Below are 15,065 nucleotides of genomic sequence, written 5' to 3' on the forward strand. Positions count from 1 at the left end.
AAGCCCTGAAGCTGAACAACAAAACAAGGAGGTTTTTATGCAATACCCGGACTTTATTCATCATGGTGGTGCATCAGGCGTTACCGGTAGTTGTCACCAGTTGCTGGCGGATGCTGAAAACAGCTTGCTGGTGGATTGTGGGTTGTTTCAGGGTGAAGATGAAGCAACCGACAGCTTTGAACAGCTGCAGGTGAAGTTTGACATCAGCACCCTCAAGGCACTGATTGTCACCCATGTGCACATTGACCACATCGGGCGCCTGCCTTACCTGTTGGCTGCCGGTTACACCGGGCCGATCCTCTGCAGTAAACCCTCTGCTCAATTATTGCCGCTGGTGATTGAAGATGCACTGCGCATTGGTTTCACACGTGATGCCCGGCTGATCGAGCAGTTCCAGCAGCGGGTGCAGCAACAGCTGAAACCCCTGGATTACAAAACCTGGTTCACCCTGGTGGACAATCCAAAGCTCAGCCTGCGGGTCAAACTCCACCGGGCTGGGCATATTCTCGGCTCCTGTTATGTGGAAGTGGCCGTTAACAACAAAAGTGCTGGCGACCAACTCGGCAACAAAAAGCAGCGCATTATCTTCTCCGGCGATCTGGGTGCCCCCTGGTCGCCACTGCTGCCCGCACCCCAGTCGCCTTACCGTGCTGACACCCTGATTCTGGAAAGCACCTACGGCGACCGCTTGCATGCCCACCGGCGTGATCGGGTGAAACAACTGCAGCAGGCCATTGAAAAAGCCCTGCAGAATGGCGGCACCGTGATGATCCCGGCCTTCAGCATCGGGCGCACCCAGGAGTTGTTGTATGAGCTGGAAGGACTGACTCATTCTGCCGGTGGTCTCTGGAAAGACCTGGAAATCATTGTGGATTCGCCTCTGGCAGCCCGCTTCACTCAGGTTTATCGCCAGCTCAAACCCTACTGGGACAAAGAGGCCCAGCGGCGTCTGCAGGCCGGTCGTCATCCGCTGAGTTTTGACAACCTCTACACCGTGGAAAGCCATGAAGCCCACGAACAAACCGTGCGTTACCTTGCCAGCAGCGGTCGTCCGGCAGTGGTGATTGCTGCCAGTGGCATGTGTGCCGGCGGACGCATCGTGAACTACCTCAAAGCCATGCTGGGTGATGAACGCCATCAGGTAGTGTTTGTGGGTTACCAGTCATCCGGTACACCGGGCCGGAAAATCCAGAAATACGGCCCACAGGGCGGCTGGGTGGAGCTGGAAGGTCAACGCTATACCATCAAGGCCGGCGTCGACACCATCAGCGGTTATTCGGCCCATGCAGACCAGAAAGACCTGCTGAACTTCATCCGGCGCATGCGCCACTGGCCCAGCCAGATACGACTGGTGCATGGGCAGGATACTGCCCGACAAACCCTGAAGCAGCAGATTGAGCGGTTATATGCCAGTAAACGGAAGGGTGTGGAAGTGCTGCTGCCAGAATAGAACAAGTGGTTCAGTCTACTGAATCCAAAGTAAAAAATGACCAAGGGCACAAAAGCGTGCCCTTTTTCATGCCTGAACGGTGCCGGAAAATGCTAGAATCCGTGAGTGTTTTTATCCGGCTTCGGGAATGCGCCGCAAAAATCTCGGGGCGGTAGCGTGTTCTTTTCAGGAATCTACTCACAGGCAAGAACCTTCAATCATGAAAATCGCCATTGCAGGCACGGGTTATGTCGGCCTCTCCAATGCCATACTGCTGGCGCAGCACCACCAGGTGGTTGCGCTGGACATCCTGCCGGAAAAAGTTGCACTGCTGAACAACCGTCAGTCACCGATTGAAGATACGGAAATTCAGCAATACCTGACTGAAAAAACACTCAACTTCAGGGCTACGCTGGACCCTCAGGATGCTTATCAAGGGGCAGATTTTGTCATCATCGCCACCCCCACGGATTACGATCCACAGACCAACTACTTCAATACCAAAAGTGTAGAAGCCGTTGTTCAGGATGTGTTGGCCATCAACCCTGATGCAGTGATGGTGATCAAATCCACCGTGCCGGTGGGCTACACCCAAAGCCTGCGAGAAAGATTCAGCACACAGAACATTCTGTTTTCACCTGAGTTCCTGCGTGAAGGCAAGGCTTTGTATGACAACCTTTACCCCTCACGCATCATTGTGGGTGAGCAGTCCGAACGCGCAGCAGTATTTGCCAACCTGCTGAAGGAAGGAGCCATCAAACAGGATGTGCCTGTGCTGTTCACCGACTCCACCGAAGCGGAAGCCATCAAGTTATTTGCCAACACTTACCTCGCCATGCGAGTGGCCTACTTCAATGAACTGGACTCCTATGCCCAGAGCCATGGCTTGAACTCTCGTCAGATCATTGAAGGTGTCGGGTTGGACCCACGCATTGGCAACCACTACAACAACCCCAGTTTTGGTTATGGTGGCTACTGCCTGCCCAAAGACACCAAACAACTGCTGGCCAACTACGACAAGGTGCCCAACAACCTGATTCGTGCCATTGTTGACTCCAACACCACCCGCAAAGACTTCATTGCCGAATCCATTCTGGCCCGCAAACCGAAAACAGTGGGTGTTTACCGCCTGGTGATGAAATCCGGCTCAGACAACTTCCGAGCCTCTGCCATCCAGGGCGTGATGAAACGCATCAAGGCCAAAGGCATCGAAGTGGTGGTTTATGAACCGGTGTTGAAAGATGAGCACTTCTTCAACTCCCGCGTCATCCGTGACCTGAAAGAATTCAAACGCATCAGTGACGTGATAGTCGCCAACCGCCGAGCCCCCGAACTGGCAGACGTTGAAGATAAAATCTACACCCGCGACCTGTTCGGTAGCGATTGAACATTACTCTATAATTTAGTCCTCTGACATACACAGGCACCAAAACACGTGGCAAAGAAAGAAACAAAAGTTCTGGAGCAGATCCGCGCGGAAAGCTATGAGACCCTGCCCAGCAGCTGGACAACCTACAAGCGCCTGCTGACTTATGTAAAACCCTACTGGTGGGCCTTCATGCTGGCTTTCATCGGTTTTGGCATCTATGCCGGCAGCAGCGCCGGGCTGGCCCATGTCATGAAAATGCTGATTGACTCCATTGAAACCGGCCTGGCAGACAAGCGGCTGTTTTTCCCACTGGTTGTCATCGGTATCTTTGCCCTGCGTGGGGTTGGTACCTTTCTCGGTACTTTTTTCATGGGGCACATTGCCAGGCAACTGGTGCATCACCTGCGCATGCACCTGTTCAGTCGTTTTCTTGTATTACCTGCACGCTATTACGACCAGAGCTCTTCCGGTCATCTGGTCTCCCGCCTTACCTATAACGTCAATCAGGTCACTGGCGCTGCCACCGATGCACTGAAAACCCTGTTGCGTGAAGGTTTGTTTGTGATCGGTCTGATGGGCTACCTGCTGTGGGTGAACTGGGCACTGTCACTGGTGTTTGTGGCCGTGGCACCGATCATCGGACTGGTGGTGCGTTATGCTTCCAAACGTTTTCGTAAACTCAGCCAGCGCATCCAGATGTCCAGTGGTGAAATCACCCATGCTGCATCTGAAGCCATTGGTGGTTACCGGGTCGTGCGCAGCTTTGGTGGTGAGGAATTTGAATACCAGCGCTTCAATAAGGCCAGTGATTACCACCGACGCCAAACCATGAAAATGGCCGTCACCAAATCCATCAATACCCCTGTGGTTCAGCTACTGATCGCTCTGGCCATGGGGTTTCTGGTGTGGTTGGCGCTGTCACCGGAACTGGTGGGTGCCATGACACCAGGAGAGTTCATCGCCTTTCTGACAGCCGCCTCCATGATGGCCAAGCCTATGCGGCAACTAACCGAAATCAACAGCACCATCCAGAAAGGTCTGGCCGCAGCTCAGGATATCTTCACCTACATTGATGCACCCGCTGAACCAGATCATGGTACTCATATGATTGAGCGAGCTGCTGGTGATATTGAATTTGATCAGGTCAGCTTCCGTTACGGACAAGACCAGCCGCTGGCTCTGAAGGGGATCAGCTTCAACATCAAGGCTGGGGAGATGGTGGCACTGGTGGGGCGTTCCGGTTCCGGCAAATCCACCATTGCCAGCCTGATACCGCGTTTTTATGAAATTGAAGAAGGCGATATCCGGCTGGATGGCATTTCCACCAAGGAGCTTACCTTAAAGAGCCTGCGCCAACAGATTGCACTGGTGACTCAGCAAGTCACACTATTTAACGGTACCCTGGCAGAAAACATTGCCTATGGCATGCCAGGTATCAGTCGCGAAAAAATTGAAAGCGCAGCAAAGGCAGCATATGTAACAGAGTTTGCAGAAAAGTTACCCGAAGGTCTGGATACCCTGGTGGGTGACAACGGGATACTCTTGTCAGGTGGTCAGCGCCAGCGCATTGCCATTGCCAGGGCCATTTTGAAGGATGCGCCAATCCTGATCCTGGATGAAGCCACTTCAGCACTGGATACTGAATCCGAACGTTATATCCAGAGTGCACTGGAAGAAGTCACCAGAAACCGTACCACCCTGGTGGTGGCACATCGCTTGTCCACCATTGAAGCTGCAGACAGAATCCTGGTGGTTTCGGAAGGAAAAATTGTTGAAGAAGGCAGCCATCAACAGCTGCTGGAAAAAGGCGGCATGTATGCCACCCTGCATAAAATGCAGTTTAATGATGATGCCACTAGTCTGGCGTGAAAGTGCTGAGCAGCGGGTGATGATCAAGCCGAAAACCTTGTGTGACTACCTCATCAATTGGGTGCAGAAGAAGCGCATCTGGTGATCTTCAACCGTACCGAAAACAGCATCTGAGATAAAAGAATTTGGCACCTTGCAGCAGAGTACAAACAACACCGATACAGGTTGGGGGTGTGAATTGAAATACCGACTAGGTTTGTATCGGATGGCTAAATAAATTTAGGTTAGTATTAGACACATTACAATGAACCACTTGAATAACAAAGCCAGTCTCAAAGCTTGGACAAAAGAAAGCAGAAAAGGCGGCAATGAAGGAATGTTTCTTTGGATGTTTTAACAGTTGCTTGTAAATAAATATTTAAGTTGTTTGCCATTAAGCTAATTGCAGAAGCTTTTCAATGGTTTTTGATGCAGGAAGGTAAGGTATGTTAATATTTGATTTTTTTAGGAAGGAAGATGTTTTTATATCTGCAAAAAGACCGGGTGATCTTTATAAGCAATTAGCTGCGCTTGCAAGTATTTCATCGTATTTGAATCGTGTGTTTTACAGGGCTGATAGCCTTTTTTTTGATTATAGGTTGCTTGATATATTTTCATCTATAGATTTTATTGAGGTTCCTAATCGAAGGGGTAATTATGTCGCACCACATAGATCGACGTTTTTTTTAAATAGTGGTGGTGTGTTTAAATATTCGGAACTTTACGATTCTTTTAAAAGGTATTCTTACAGCTTTTCTGCTAATTATTTTGAGGGTCGAAAAGCTATTTTTCTATCTTTTGAGTCAGAAAAAAGAAAGTGGTTAAATCAGCTGGATTTTTTAGATTTTATTGTACGAAGATTGGGTTCTAAAGCTGTTATTATAAATAGTGGGATGACGCAGACCATTAACAGGGTTTGTTCTGGGTATAAAACAGATCAGAGGTTGTATGAGGAAAATATTCTTACTTCTTGGTGTAAAGAAAATGATTGTGATTTTGTAAATTGTTTTGGGATGAGTGTAGACGAAAAAATCCCGTTTGCTTTATCGTGTGCTTATTCGATTGGTTCTATTGGAACATCAAATTTTATTACTAATGCATTGAGTATTCCTACCTTAAGCGCTGGTAATAACTATATTTATGATTATGCGGTAAGTAGAGGGGTTTCTGGTCATAATAAGAATGAAGTTGTTGTTACAAAAGACTATGTTATCGAAGTCGGTGTTGATGGGAGATTTATAGATAAGGATTATGTTTTTTCTGAACAGCTGGTATCTTATTTAATTGATGAAAGATTTTTTGATATTCTTTCTGAGCGTTTTTGTTTGGGTAGTTAAAGATATGGTTTTATTGGATTGCACCTTGAGAGATGGTGGTTATTATAACGGTTGGAACTTTTCTGAAGTTTTGATACGGAAATATCTTGCAGCAGCAGCTGCTGTTGGCGTGAATGTGGTCGAGTTGGGCATGAGAACGCTGACCAATAATGGTTTCAAGGGGGCTTGTGCTTTTACGACGGAAGCGTTCGTTAACTCTCTGGATGTACCTACGAGTTTGAAAGTTGCTGTCATGGTTAATGCCAGTGAGCTGGTTGGTTCTTTACCACAGGATCAGGTGCTGGAACAGTTGTTTCCTGTGAATGCTGTAAATTCACGTGTGGATTTAGTGCGCATTGCATGCCATGTGCATGAGTTTTCTGCAGCTTTACCGGCCAGTGACTGGTTGAAGAAAAAAGGCTACCGTGTTGGGTTCAATCTGATGCAGGTTGCTGATCGCAGTGAAGCAGAAATTAAAGCACTTGCCAGAGAGGCCGCTGACTACCCCCTTGATGTGCTTTATTTTGCAGATAGCATGGGAAGCATGACTCCTCAGCAAACGGCACAGGTTATCAGTTGGATACGCAGTGAGTGGCATGGTGATCTTGGCATTCATACCCATGACAATATGGGGCTTGCCTTGTCAAATACCCTGCGAGCTCTGGGTGAAGGAGCAACTTGGGTCGATTCAACTGTCACTGGTATGGGACGTGGACCCGGGAATGCGCGTACGGAAGAGCTTGCTATCGAAATTGCAGAGCGCCGTGGCGTAAATATCAATCTGGTGCCACTCATGTCATTAATTCGCCAACACTTCGCTCCAATGCAGCAAAAGTGCGGCTGGGGAACTAATCCTTATTACTATTTGACTGGAAAATATGGGATTCACCCCACCTATATCCAGGAAATGTTGAATGACGCCCGCTATGATGAAGAAGATGTATTGGCTGTAATTGAGCATCTGCGTGTTGAAGGCGGCAAAAAATTCAGCCTGAATACACTAGATGCAGCACGTCATTTTTATCAGGGCAAGCCTGATGGAAAATGGTCTCCATACACTGCTTTTGAGGGGCAAGAGGTTCTGCTTCTTGGTACTGGACCAGGTGTTGAACAGCATGGTAAAGCTATTGAGTCTTATATTCGTAGTCACCGGCCATTGGTTCTGGCTCTGAATACGCAGACACATATTGCAGCTGATTTGATTGATTTTCGGGCGGCCTGCCACCCGGTTCGCTTACTGGCTGACTGTGAGGCGCACACAAGGCTTCCTCAGCCCTTGATTACACCCTACTCTATGTTACCCGAAGATGTTAAAGAAGCTTTGAAAGATAAGAACCTGCTGGACTATGGTTTGAAAGTTCAATCCGATACGTTTGAGTTTCATGAAAACTTTTGTCTCCTTCCTACTTCGTTAGTGGCTGCTTATGCACTAGCTTTACTCACCAGTGGGAAAGCCAGGAAAATTGCCATGGCAGGTTTTGATGGTTATGGTGCAGATGATCCACGAAGTAAGGAGATGCAGAGCTTACTGGATGTATACCAGAGAAATGAAGCCGCCATCCCACTGGAGTCAATTACCCCCACGCGTTATAACTTGCCAGTTCGATCGGTTTATGCACTTTGATTTTTGTTTTTTAAAGGCTTATCTGGAGTAATCATGCGTACAGTAATACTGATTCCGGCTCGTTTTGCATCAAGCCGCTATCCTGGAAAGCCACTGGTTTCACTTCTGGGTAAACCGATGATTTTATGGGTTGCTGAGCTGTCTGCTAAAGCTGTGGGGCAAGAGAATGTATATGTTGCCACTGAAGATGAGCGTATAAGAAGTGTCGTGGAGGCTGCTGGTTTTCAGTCCGTAATGACCAGTGCCGAGGCTTTGACCGGGACTGATCGGCTTGCAGAGGCAGCTGAAAAAATAAAGGCTGATATTTATATCAATGTTCAGGGTGATGAGCCATTGGTGGATCCGAAGGACATCCTGAAAATAATGAATGAAAAACTGACAACGCCAGAGCATATTATCAATGGTTTCAGTTGGGTATCAGAATCAGAAGATCCTCATTCAGTGAATATCCCGAAAGTGATTACGCGTGAAGATAATACTCTGGTTTATATGTCAAGAGCAGCCTTGCCGGGATTTAAAGATCAAAAGTGTGCACCTGTAGGCTATAAAAAACAAGTTTGTATCTATGCATTTAATCAGGATGAGTTGAAAGCATTTCGTAGCTTTGGAAGAAAAAGTCAGTTGGAGCATAGTGAAGATATTGAAATTCTGCGCTTTCTTGAGCTAGGTAAAAGTATACGAATGGTTGAAACAAAGCCAGGAAGTCTTGCTGTTGATGTTCCAGAAGATGTAGGGCGTGTTGAAAAAGCCATGTTGGAACTTGGGTATCATGCTTAATAATTTATCAGAATATAAAACCTTGGTTTTTGATTGTGATGGTGTGGTTCTCAACTCCAACAAGGTAAAAACGCAAGCTTTTTATAATTCAACCTTGCCTTTTGGTAAGTCGGCTGCGAAGGCGATGGTTGATTATCACATTAAAAATGGTGGTATATCGCGATACAGCAAATTTGATTACTTCTTAAAATCCATTGCACCAGAGTATGCTGGTAACCCAGATGTGTTGAGTATTAAAGAGCTGCTGTCAATTTACGCTGAGGAAGTTCGTAAAGGACTTCTGAGCTGTGAAATTACTAATGGCCTTTCGGTGCTTCGTGAACAGACATCGGATTCAAGATGGATGATTGTTTCTGGTGGCGATCAGAAGGAACTTCGCGAAATATTTAAAGTACGTAATATTGACCAATATTTTGATGGTGGTATTTTTGGAAGCCCAGCTACAAAAGATGAAATACTGAATGAGCTAACAATAGATGGTCGCTTGCAAAAGCCTGCTCTTTTTATTGGTGATAGCAAGTATGACTTTGAAGCTGCATCCGGAGCTGATTTAGATTTTGTTTTTATTCGTGCATGGTCTGAAGTTGATGATATAGATTCATGGTTGATGTTAAATGGTATTTATGGATTAAATTTTGTTTCTGATCTTTCTGAAACCATGTGGAAAAAATAATAATGCGAGTGCTTGTTTGTGGTTCTCGACCTGGTGCAAAGATTTATGATGCCGAATATGGTTTTTTTGTTAATGGAGCTATTAGCAAGGCGCATCTTGGAAAGTTTAAGAAGATTTATCAGGTTGTAGCTAAAAATGCCTTTATAAAAGCCTCAAAAAGCACTAAAGATTATGATGTTGTGTGGAGAAGTCAGGTTGTTTTAAAGAATGTTAGCCATATTGATCACATTTTATTTGTTGGTAAGGGTGATTTCGAAAATTTTTCTTCCGTCTATAATGATTTTGGTGGACAGTTAGATGGTTTAAGTTTTGAAGATGTGCAACCTGAATCTCGCAATGAAAAGGTCAAGAAAGTTTGTAGTATTGATATTCCAGTTGGTTTTTTTGTTTCTTTGAAACTGTTGGCTAGATTTCATTTTTTACCTTTTTATGAGAGTCTGAGGTATTTTTTCAGTGGGATAGCAAATAATGATGATTGCCCGGGCTTGTTCAGGCCTTCAAATGGTGTTTATGCTTTGGTTGAGGCAATAGATCGATTTGGGGCTGATTTTGAATATTACCTTGTAGGGGTTGGTATTCACTTTTATGATTATCAATACGATGTTGATGGGGTTGCATATAAAAGAAAGAAAGCGCTTCGACCACATTTGCTTGCAGATATTGCTATTCTTCAAAAGCTCTCAAAATACAATGTATTTGTTGATGATGTTTTTGTTTCTGATTTGTGTGGACTGAAGCTTATAAAAGATGATTCAGATGAGGACTGATATGACCAAGAAAATTGGCTACACAACAGGAGTTTATGACCTCTTTCATATTGGTCACCTGAACGTACTCAAGCGTGCAAGGCTGGAGTGTGATTACCTGATTGTCGGGGTCACCACCGATGAACTCTGCGAATCACGCAAGGGCAAGCGGCCAATCATTCCTTTTGTTGAGCGAATGGAAATTGTTGAGCACATTGATTTTGTGGACGAGGTAGTGCCGCAGGTCAATATGGACAAAATGGAAGCCTGGCGTAACCTGAAGTTTGACAAGATGTTTGTGGGCGATGACTGGAAGGGATCCGAAAAGTGGAATCAGATGGAAAAGGAATTTGCGGCTGTTGGTGTTGAAATTGTTTATTTTCCCTATACATCTCATACATCAAGTACCAAGCTAAGGGAAGTGCTTAACAAGTTTCTTGAGGAGAGCTGAGCATGAGCGACAACGCGCTGAAAGTTTTTCAGGAAAAGTTTCGGGTTCATGAGTTGAGCATAGCCGAAACACCTGGCTGGATTCTTTCAGTGCGTCCACAGCAGTTGACTCTTGGCTCAATGGTTTTAAGTGTGCAGACTGAAGCAAAAAGCTTTGCTGAGCTTACTGCATGCCAGTGTCAGGAGATGGGGCAGTTGCTTGCCCATGCTGAGCAGTTGGTAAAAGAGCGCCTTGATGCCGTTCGCATCAATGTATTGTGTCTGATGATGCAGGACCCTTTGCTGCACTTTCATGTTTTTCCGCGTTATGCTGAGCCACTGCAGTTTGCTGGCCAGGTCTGGCAGGACGAAGACTGGCCGGGTCCGCCACTGATTCGCCCTGTGGTGACTGATCAAGCAGTGCTGCATGAGTTGCAAGGGATTTTTAAATAAATATAAAAGGGGAATGTTTTTGAATCATTTTTTTGATGTGATCAGGTACCGTTATCTGCGTTCATTTGTTGTTAAAACTGCGCGACGATATTACCGGGTCGGTAAATTCAGTGCGGCATGCAAATCCTATAAAAAATGCCTTGCTTCCCTGGAAAGGGTTGATTTGCCAAGTGTTTATAATGTAAAGCGCCAGTGGGAGTTTGAGTATTACCGTTCACTTTATCGGTTGGGTGAATCGCCTTTTGCAGACCCTTTTTTTGATGTGGACTTTAAACAGGCAGTTCCCTCCGTTATACCGCAATCTGTTACCGGTAGCTTTTCCATTCGGACTTTGCACTCTGGATACTTCATCACGGGGATTTATAAAGGGACTGGAAAGCAAGTTTGTTTATGCATTGATGACCAGCCGGTGACCAGTCTTTCGTTCAGAAAGAGTGGCCTTCGAAAAGGACATTTCAAAACTTATCTCAAGCGTTCGGTCGTGGATCGTTTGCCTGCTGAATCCTGCTTGTCACTCAGGGATGATCTTGGTCAGCCGCTGGCCTGTAGTGGTGTGACTTGTTTTAATCTGCTGGTACCTCATGGGGATGGCAGCTTGTTTGAGCGGCTTGCACAGGGCTCAAAAATCAACAAGAAGGGATTTCTGACCCTGACGAATGAGCAGGTCTCGCTGCAGCAGGATCGGTTTCTGGATCTTTATGTACGTGTGCGTCAGCACTTTGATGAAAAACTCGACAAAAAGCTCTTCATTCTTTATGGCACCTTACTGGGATTGATCCGGGAGGGTGATTTTATCAAGGGTGATGATGATTTTGATGCCGGTTATGTTTCCTTTGCCGACAACGCTGAGTCTGTGAAACAGGAAACCATGCAATTGGTTGTGGAGCTGGTTCTGGCTGGATTCACCTGCAGCTTCAATACCAATGGCCGTTTGTTCCGGATTCGTGACCAGGCCACACCTGGACTGCATCTGGATGTACGTCCGGTCTGGTTTGAGAAGGGCAAGGCATGGCTGCACAAGCAGGCTTGCCTGCCACTGGATCAATCAGACTTTTTGCCGGTGACAGAACAGCAGTTGCGCGGCAAGCTGGTTTATACTCCCGCATCTGCAGAAAAGTTTCTGATCAGTTATTACGGCAGCGGCTGGAAAGTTCCGGACCCCACCTATTCCAACGCATCTCAGCGGATCCCGAAATCAGTGACACGGCATTTGAAAAAGCTGTGTATTGGCCCAGAGGATTATCGAGTCATGGTGGATGAAATCGAACGCAGAAGGCCGGATTATCCCAATGCAGGTCAGTTTATTTCTATTGGTCTGCACCCCCTGTATCCCTTGACTGAATATGAGGCCAACTGTGAGTGGTAGTGCACGTTTGGTAGGTGCAACGGCTGATAAAGCTCGAAAGTATCTGAAGCAGGTCACTGATGTGCTGGACAGAAAGGGTGTGATCTATTGTCTGGATGGTGGAACCCTGTTGGGGATCGCCAGAGAAGGGCGTTTGCTGCCCTGGGATGATGACATGGACCTTTTTGTACCTGCTTCAGAAGTGGATAAGCTTAGAAAGTGCATTCTGCCACTGTGGTTGAGTGGCCTGCGGGTAAGAACAGAGGCTTTTGAATCTGTCTGTGGCCCGGCAAAGCCGGGCGATCTGCGTGTTGTGAAGTTCAGGAACCGCAAGCGGTTGATCAGTCGCGGCGAGATTCTGCTGGATATTTTTGTCAAGTATGCCGATGAGGCGTTTTACCATTGGTCGGTTGGCAAGGGTGAAGGTCAGACGGTGAACAAGAAAGTGCCGCGTCACTTTTATGATAACCTTGCAACCCTTGAGTTTGATGGCAAAACCTACCCTGTTCCGGCGGATCTGGATGGTTATCTGACCTGTCGCTACGGTGACTGGCGCACGCCGGTGGAAGCGTGGAACTACAGGCAGGATGACCTGGCTGCTGTTTCTGCTGATCAACAACGCTAATCTTCTGAGTTCTGTCTGACATGTCCAAAACCATTCTGACCTATGGCACTTTTGATATGTTCCATATCGGTCATCTGCGCTTGCTGGAGCGCCTGAGTCATATGGCTGACCGGGTTATCGTGGGTGTATCCACGGATGAGTTCAATCTCGGTAAAGGCAAGAAAACCCTGATTCCTTATGAGCAGCGGGCAGAGATTGTGTCGGCCATCAGTCATGTTGACCTGGTGATTCCCGAGGTTTCATGGGATCAAAAGGTTGAGGATGTAAAAAAGTATGGTGTTGATGTGTTTGCCATGGGCAACGACTGGGAAGGCAAGTTTGATTTTCTGAAAGAGCACTGCGAGGTGGTCTATCTGGAGCGCACCCGGAACATTTCCACCACAGAGCTGAAAAAATCCTTGAAAAGCTTTTTGTCGATTCCGCATGAAGACCTGTTGAAGGCTTTTGAAGTGCTGGAAATGCTGCGCCAGGATCTGGAGTAACTCACACAATGTTTGCCAGGTTTTCCAAGGCACTGCACAAGGCGGGTTTTTATCTTTCGGGTGCAACAACGGCTTATCTGCCGGATGCCTTGTTTCGACCATTTCTGCAATCCAGACTGGCTGCCCTGTCCGATTATGACGAACAGGCGGTGATGGACCGGGTGAACTATTACAACCGCCTGGATGCGCCTTTTGATCTGGGTGATGCCGGTGTACGCATCGGTGATTTCCGACGCGATGGCAGCAGTGCCTATTTTCTTGATCTGAAGCGGTTGGCGCGGTATTTCCCTGCTGATTACCGCATGCACTATCTTTTTGGTGACATCACGCACGTACCGGATGTGCCGAGCTTTCTGAAAAGCCGCCCGATTGAGGGAGATGTCCGCAATTCCGTGTTGCTGAAACTGAATTCGGTTCGACACTATTATGCTGAGTCGGACCTTCTTTCTTTTGAAGGAAAGATTGGTAAGGCGGTATGGCGTGGTGTGGATCATATGCCCTGGCGTCAGGAGTTTCTGCAGCGGTATGCAAATAGCCATTTCTGTGATGTGGGCTGTGTTGGCAAAAAGGCTCGCAGGCCCGAGTTTTTAAAGCCTTTTATGTCGATTCGGGAGCAGTTGCGTTACCGTTATGTGGTGAGCATTGAAGGTTATGATGTTGCCACCAATCTGAAGTGGATTTTGCGCTCCAATTCCTTGTGCATGATGCGTCGCCCACGTTTTGAAACCTGGTTTATGGAGGGGCGTCTGCAAGCGGGTGTGCATTATGTGGAGCTGCGTGATGACCATGCTGATCTTGAAGAGAAGATTGCCTGGTACGAGTCGCATCCGGATGAGGCGCTACAGATTATTGCCAATGCCCGCCAGTTCAGCCGGATGTTTGAAGATGCCCGGCTGGAGGAGCTGGTAGGGCTTTTGGTGCTGGAAAAGTTTTTCCGTTACTCCGGTCAGTTATTGAGCAAGTAGTTAACAATTCTTTCTGAAACCTTCCCATCCAGCGTGCCAATCAATTCTTCTGTGGTGCGATTTCTTTCGCTGCTGAGTCGCTCAGGGTTTGATAGTTCTGCCTTGAGGATTTTGACCAGTTGTGATGGTTTTTCTACATGAGCAGCAAGAGTTTGATAGGGCGTGATGGTCTGGTCCATGCGCTTTTCAAATCGGAAACGTAAGGGGCCGCGATAACTCCAGCGCAGTTTGAGGAAATCCAGCCAGACTACTGGTTTGTTCAGTGCTGCAAATTCAAACAGGGCTGATGATGCTTCGCTGATGAGCAGGTCGGCAGTAGCCATGTAGGGCAGCAGGGAGAGCTCTTCCGGTGGGGCCAGATAGGTGTTGTTGTGTTTGCTCCATGCCTGAAAGCATTTGCGCTGTGCCTTGTAGTTCGGATGCAGGTAGCTGTTCAGGTGGGGTTTGATGATGATGTTGCAGTCAGGTAGCAACGCTGGCCAATCGCGGGGCATGCATTCAATGGAGCTGGGATAAAAGGTGGGTGCATACAGCAGGGTGGGTTTGTTGCTGCTTAGCCCGTGTTGTTCCGGTTTGAAAGCCTGTGGGTATGGCAGGTTTATGGGGGCCAGGGGGTCAAGTTTGGCGAATCCACTCTGGATGAAGCAGGCTTGCGGGTAGAGGTTCTGGAGTTGTTGTTGGCGGTGTGGGCCTTCAGTGAAACGTACATCAAAGTGACTCAGGTCTTCAGCGTAGTAACAGGCTTTTGTTCCTATTCCATGATACAGCAGGGCTGTTCGGGTTTTTTCCGGCAGTTGCGACAGTTCGCTGTAGTTGTTGCCAAAAATGATCCAGTCTGGTTCTTCCTGTTGGTAGTGTGCTGTCACAGCAGCTTCTTCAATAATCCTGAATCGCAGTTGGGATGTTGCGGCAAAGTGTTGTATGAGTGTTTTTGCATCGCTTTTGTTGTGAATCAGCAGTTGGCTTTTAATGCCTCGTAGCTCC

15 protein-coding genes are annotated in these 15,065 nt (G+C 47.2%); 14 read left to right on the plus strand and 1 reads right to left on the minus strand.

The window, feature by feature from the left end:
• Positions 1-37: 37 nt before the first annotated feature.
• The 14 genes from BT114_RS02425 to BT114_RS02490 all read left to right on the plus strand — a co-directional run bounded on the left by BT114_RS02425 (position 38) and on the right by BT114_RS02490 (position 14,081).
• On the plus strand, positions 38-1,450 hold the full coding sequence (locus BT114_RS02425; protein WP_072324702.1) for an MBL fold metallo-hydrolase RNA specificity domain-containing protein: 1,413 nt from the start codon (positions 38-40) through the stop codon (positions 1,448-1,450).
• 199 nt (positions 1,451-1,649) lie between these two features.
• Complete coding sequence (locus BT114_RS02430; RefSeq protein ID WP_072324703.1) at positions 1,650-2,816, plus strand: nucleotide sugar dehydrogenase; 1,167 nt, start codon at positions 1,650-1,652, stop codon at positions 2,814-2,816.
• A 105-nt stretch (positions 2,817-2,921) separates the two neighbouring features.
• Positions 2,922-4,667 (plus strand): lipid A export permease/ATP-binding protein MsbA, encoded by a 1,746-nt coding sequence (msbA, locus tag BT114_RS02435; protein ID WP_072324880.1) that lies wholly within the window; start codon positions 2,922-2,924, stop codon positions 4,665-4,667.
• A 425-nt stretch (positions 4,668-5,092) separates the two neighbouring features.
• Positions 5,093-5,983 carry a hypothetical protein gene (locus tag BT114_RS02440; RefSeq protein ID WP_072324704.1) on the plus strand — a complete coding sequence of 297 codons (891 nt, stop codon included), beginning with the start codon at positions 5,093-5,095 and terminating at the stop codon, positions 5,981-5,983.
• Positions 5,934-7,586 carry an aldolase catalytic domain-containing protein gene (locus tag BT114_RS02445; protein WP_218163436.1) on the plus strand — a complete coding sequence of 551 codons (1,653 nt, stop codon included), beginning with the start codon at positions 5,934-5,936 and terminating at the stop codon, positions 7,584-7,586. Before BT114_RS02440 ends, BT114_RS02445 begins: the two co-directional genes overlap by 50 nt.
• 33 nt (positions 7,587-7,619) lie before the next feature.
• A complete protein-coding gene (locus BT114_RS02450) occupies positions 7,620-8,363 on the plus strand; it encodes a 3-deoxy-manno-octulosonate cytidylyltransferase (protein WP_072324706.1) in 744 nt (247 codons plus the stop codon).
• On the plus strand, positions 8,356-9,036 hold the full coding sequence (locus tag BT114_RS02455; RefSeq protein WP_072324881.1) for an HAD family hydrolase: 681 nt from the start codon (positions 8,356-8,358) through the stop codon (positions 9,034-9,036). Before BT114_RS02450 ends, BT114_RS02455 begins: the two co-directional genes overlap by 8 nt.
• A gap of 2 nt (positions 9,037-9,038) precedes the next feature.
• Entirely contained in the window at positions 9,039-9,803 is a 765-nt protein-coding gene (locus BT114_RS02460) for a hypothetical protein (RefSeq protein WP_072324707.1), read from the plus strand.
• 1 nt (position 9,804) lies between these two features.
• Entirely contained in the window at positions 9,805-10,233 is a 429-nt protein-coding gene (locus BT114_RS02465) for an FAD synthase family protein (protein ID WP_072324882.1), read from the plus strand.
• 2 nt (positions 10,234-10,235) lie between these two features.
• Positions 10,236-10,664 carry an HIT family protein gene (locus BT114_RS02470; protein ID WP_072324708.1) on the plus strand — a complete coding sequence of 143 codons (429 nt, stop codon included), beginning with the start codon at positions 10,236-10,238 and terminating at the stop codon, positions 10,662-10,664.
• A 481-nt stretch (positions 10,665-11,145) separates the two neighbouring features.
• Positions 11,146-12,030, plus strand: a complete 885-nt coding sequence (locus BT114_RS02475; protein ID WP_218163437.1) for a hypothetical protein — start codon at positions 11,146-11,148, stop codon at positions 12,028-12,030.
• A 61-nt stretch (positions 12,031-12,091) separates the two neighbouring features.
• The gene (locus BT114_RS02480; protein WP_177247023.1) at positions 12,092-12,634 is read left to right on the plus strand and encodes a LicD family protein; all 543 of its coding nucleotides are present in this window, start codon (positions 12,092-12,094) and stop codon (positions 12,632-12,634) included.
• 20 nt (positions 12,635-12,654) lie between these two features.
• Positions 12,655-13,116: an adenylyltransferase/cytidyltransferase family protein gene (locus BT114_RS02485; RefSeq protein ID WP_072324710.1), complete on the plus strand. Its 462-nt coding sequence runs from the start codon at positions 12,655-12,657 to the stop codon at positions 13,114-13,116.
• Between the two features lie 8 nt (positions 13,117-13,124).
• The gene (locus BT114_RS02490) at positions 13,125-14,081 is read left to right on the plus strand and encodes a glycosyl transferase family 90 (RefSeq protein WP_072324711.1); all 957 of its coding nucleotides are present in this window, start codon (positions 13,125-13,127) and stop codon (positions 14,079-14,081) included.
• On the opposite strand, the gene BT114_RS02495 is transcribed toward BT114_RS02490, so the two are convergent.
• Positions 14,063-14,947: a CDP-glycerol glycerophosphotransferase family protein gene (locus BT114_RS02495; RefSeq protein ID WP_177247024.1), complete on the minus strand. Its 885-nt coding sequence runs from the start codon at positions 14,945-14,947 to the stop codon at positions 14,063-14,065. The genes BT114_RS02490 and BT114_RS02495 overlap by 19 nt on opposite strands.
• Between the last annotated feature and the right edge of the window lie 118 nt (positions 14,948-15,065).

Origin of the sequence: Marinospirillum alkaliphilum DSM 21637 (assembly GCF_900119735.1) — a bacterium.
In the GTDB taxonomy this organism is placed as follows: Bacteria; Pseudomonadota; Gammaproteobacteria; order Pseudomonadales; family Halomonadaceae; genus Marinospirillum; species Marinospirillum alkaliphilum.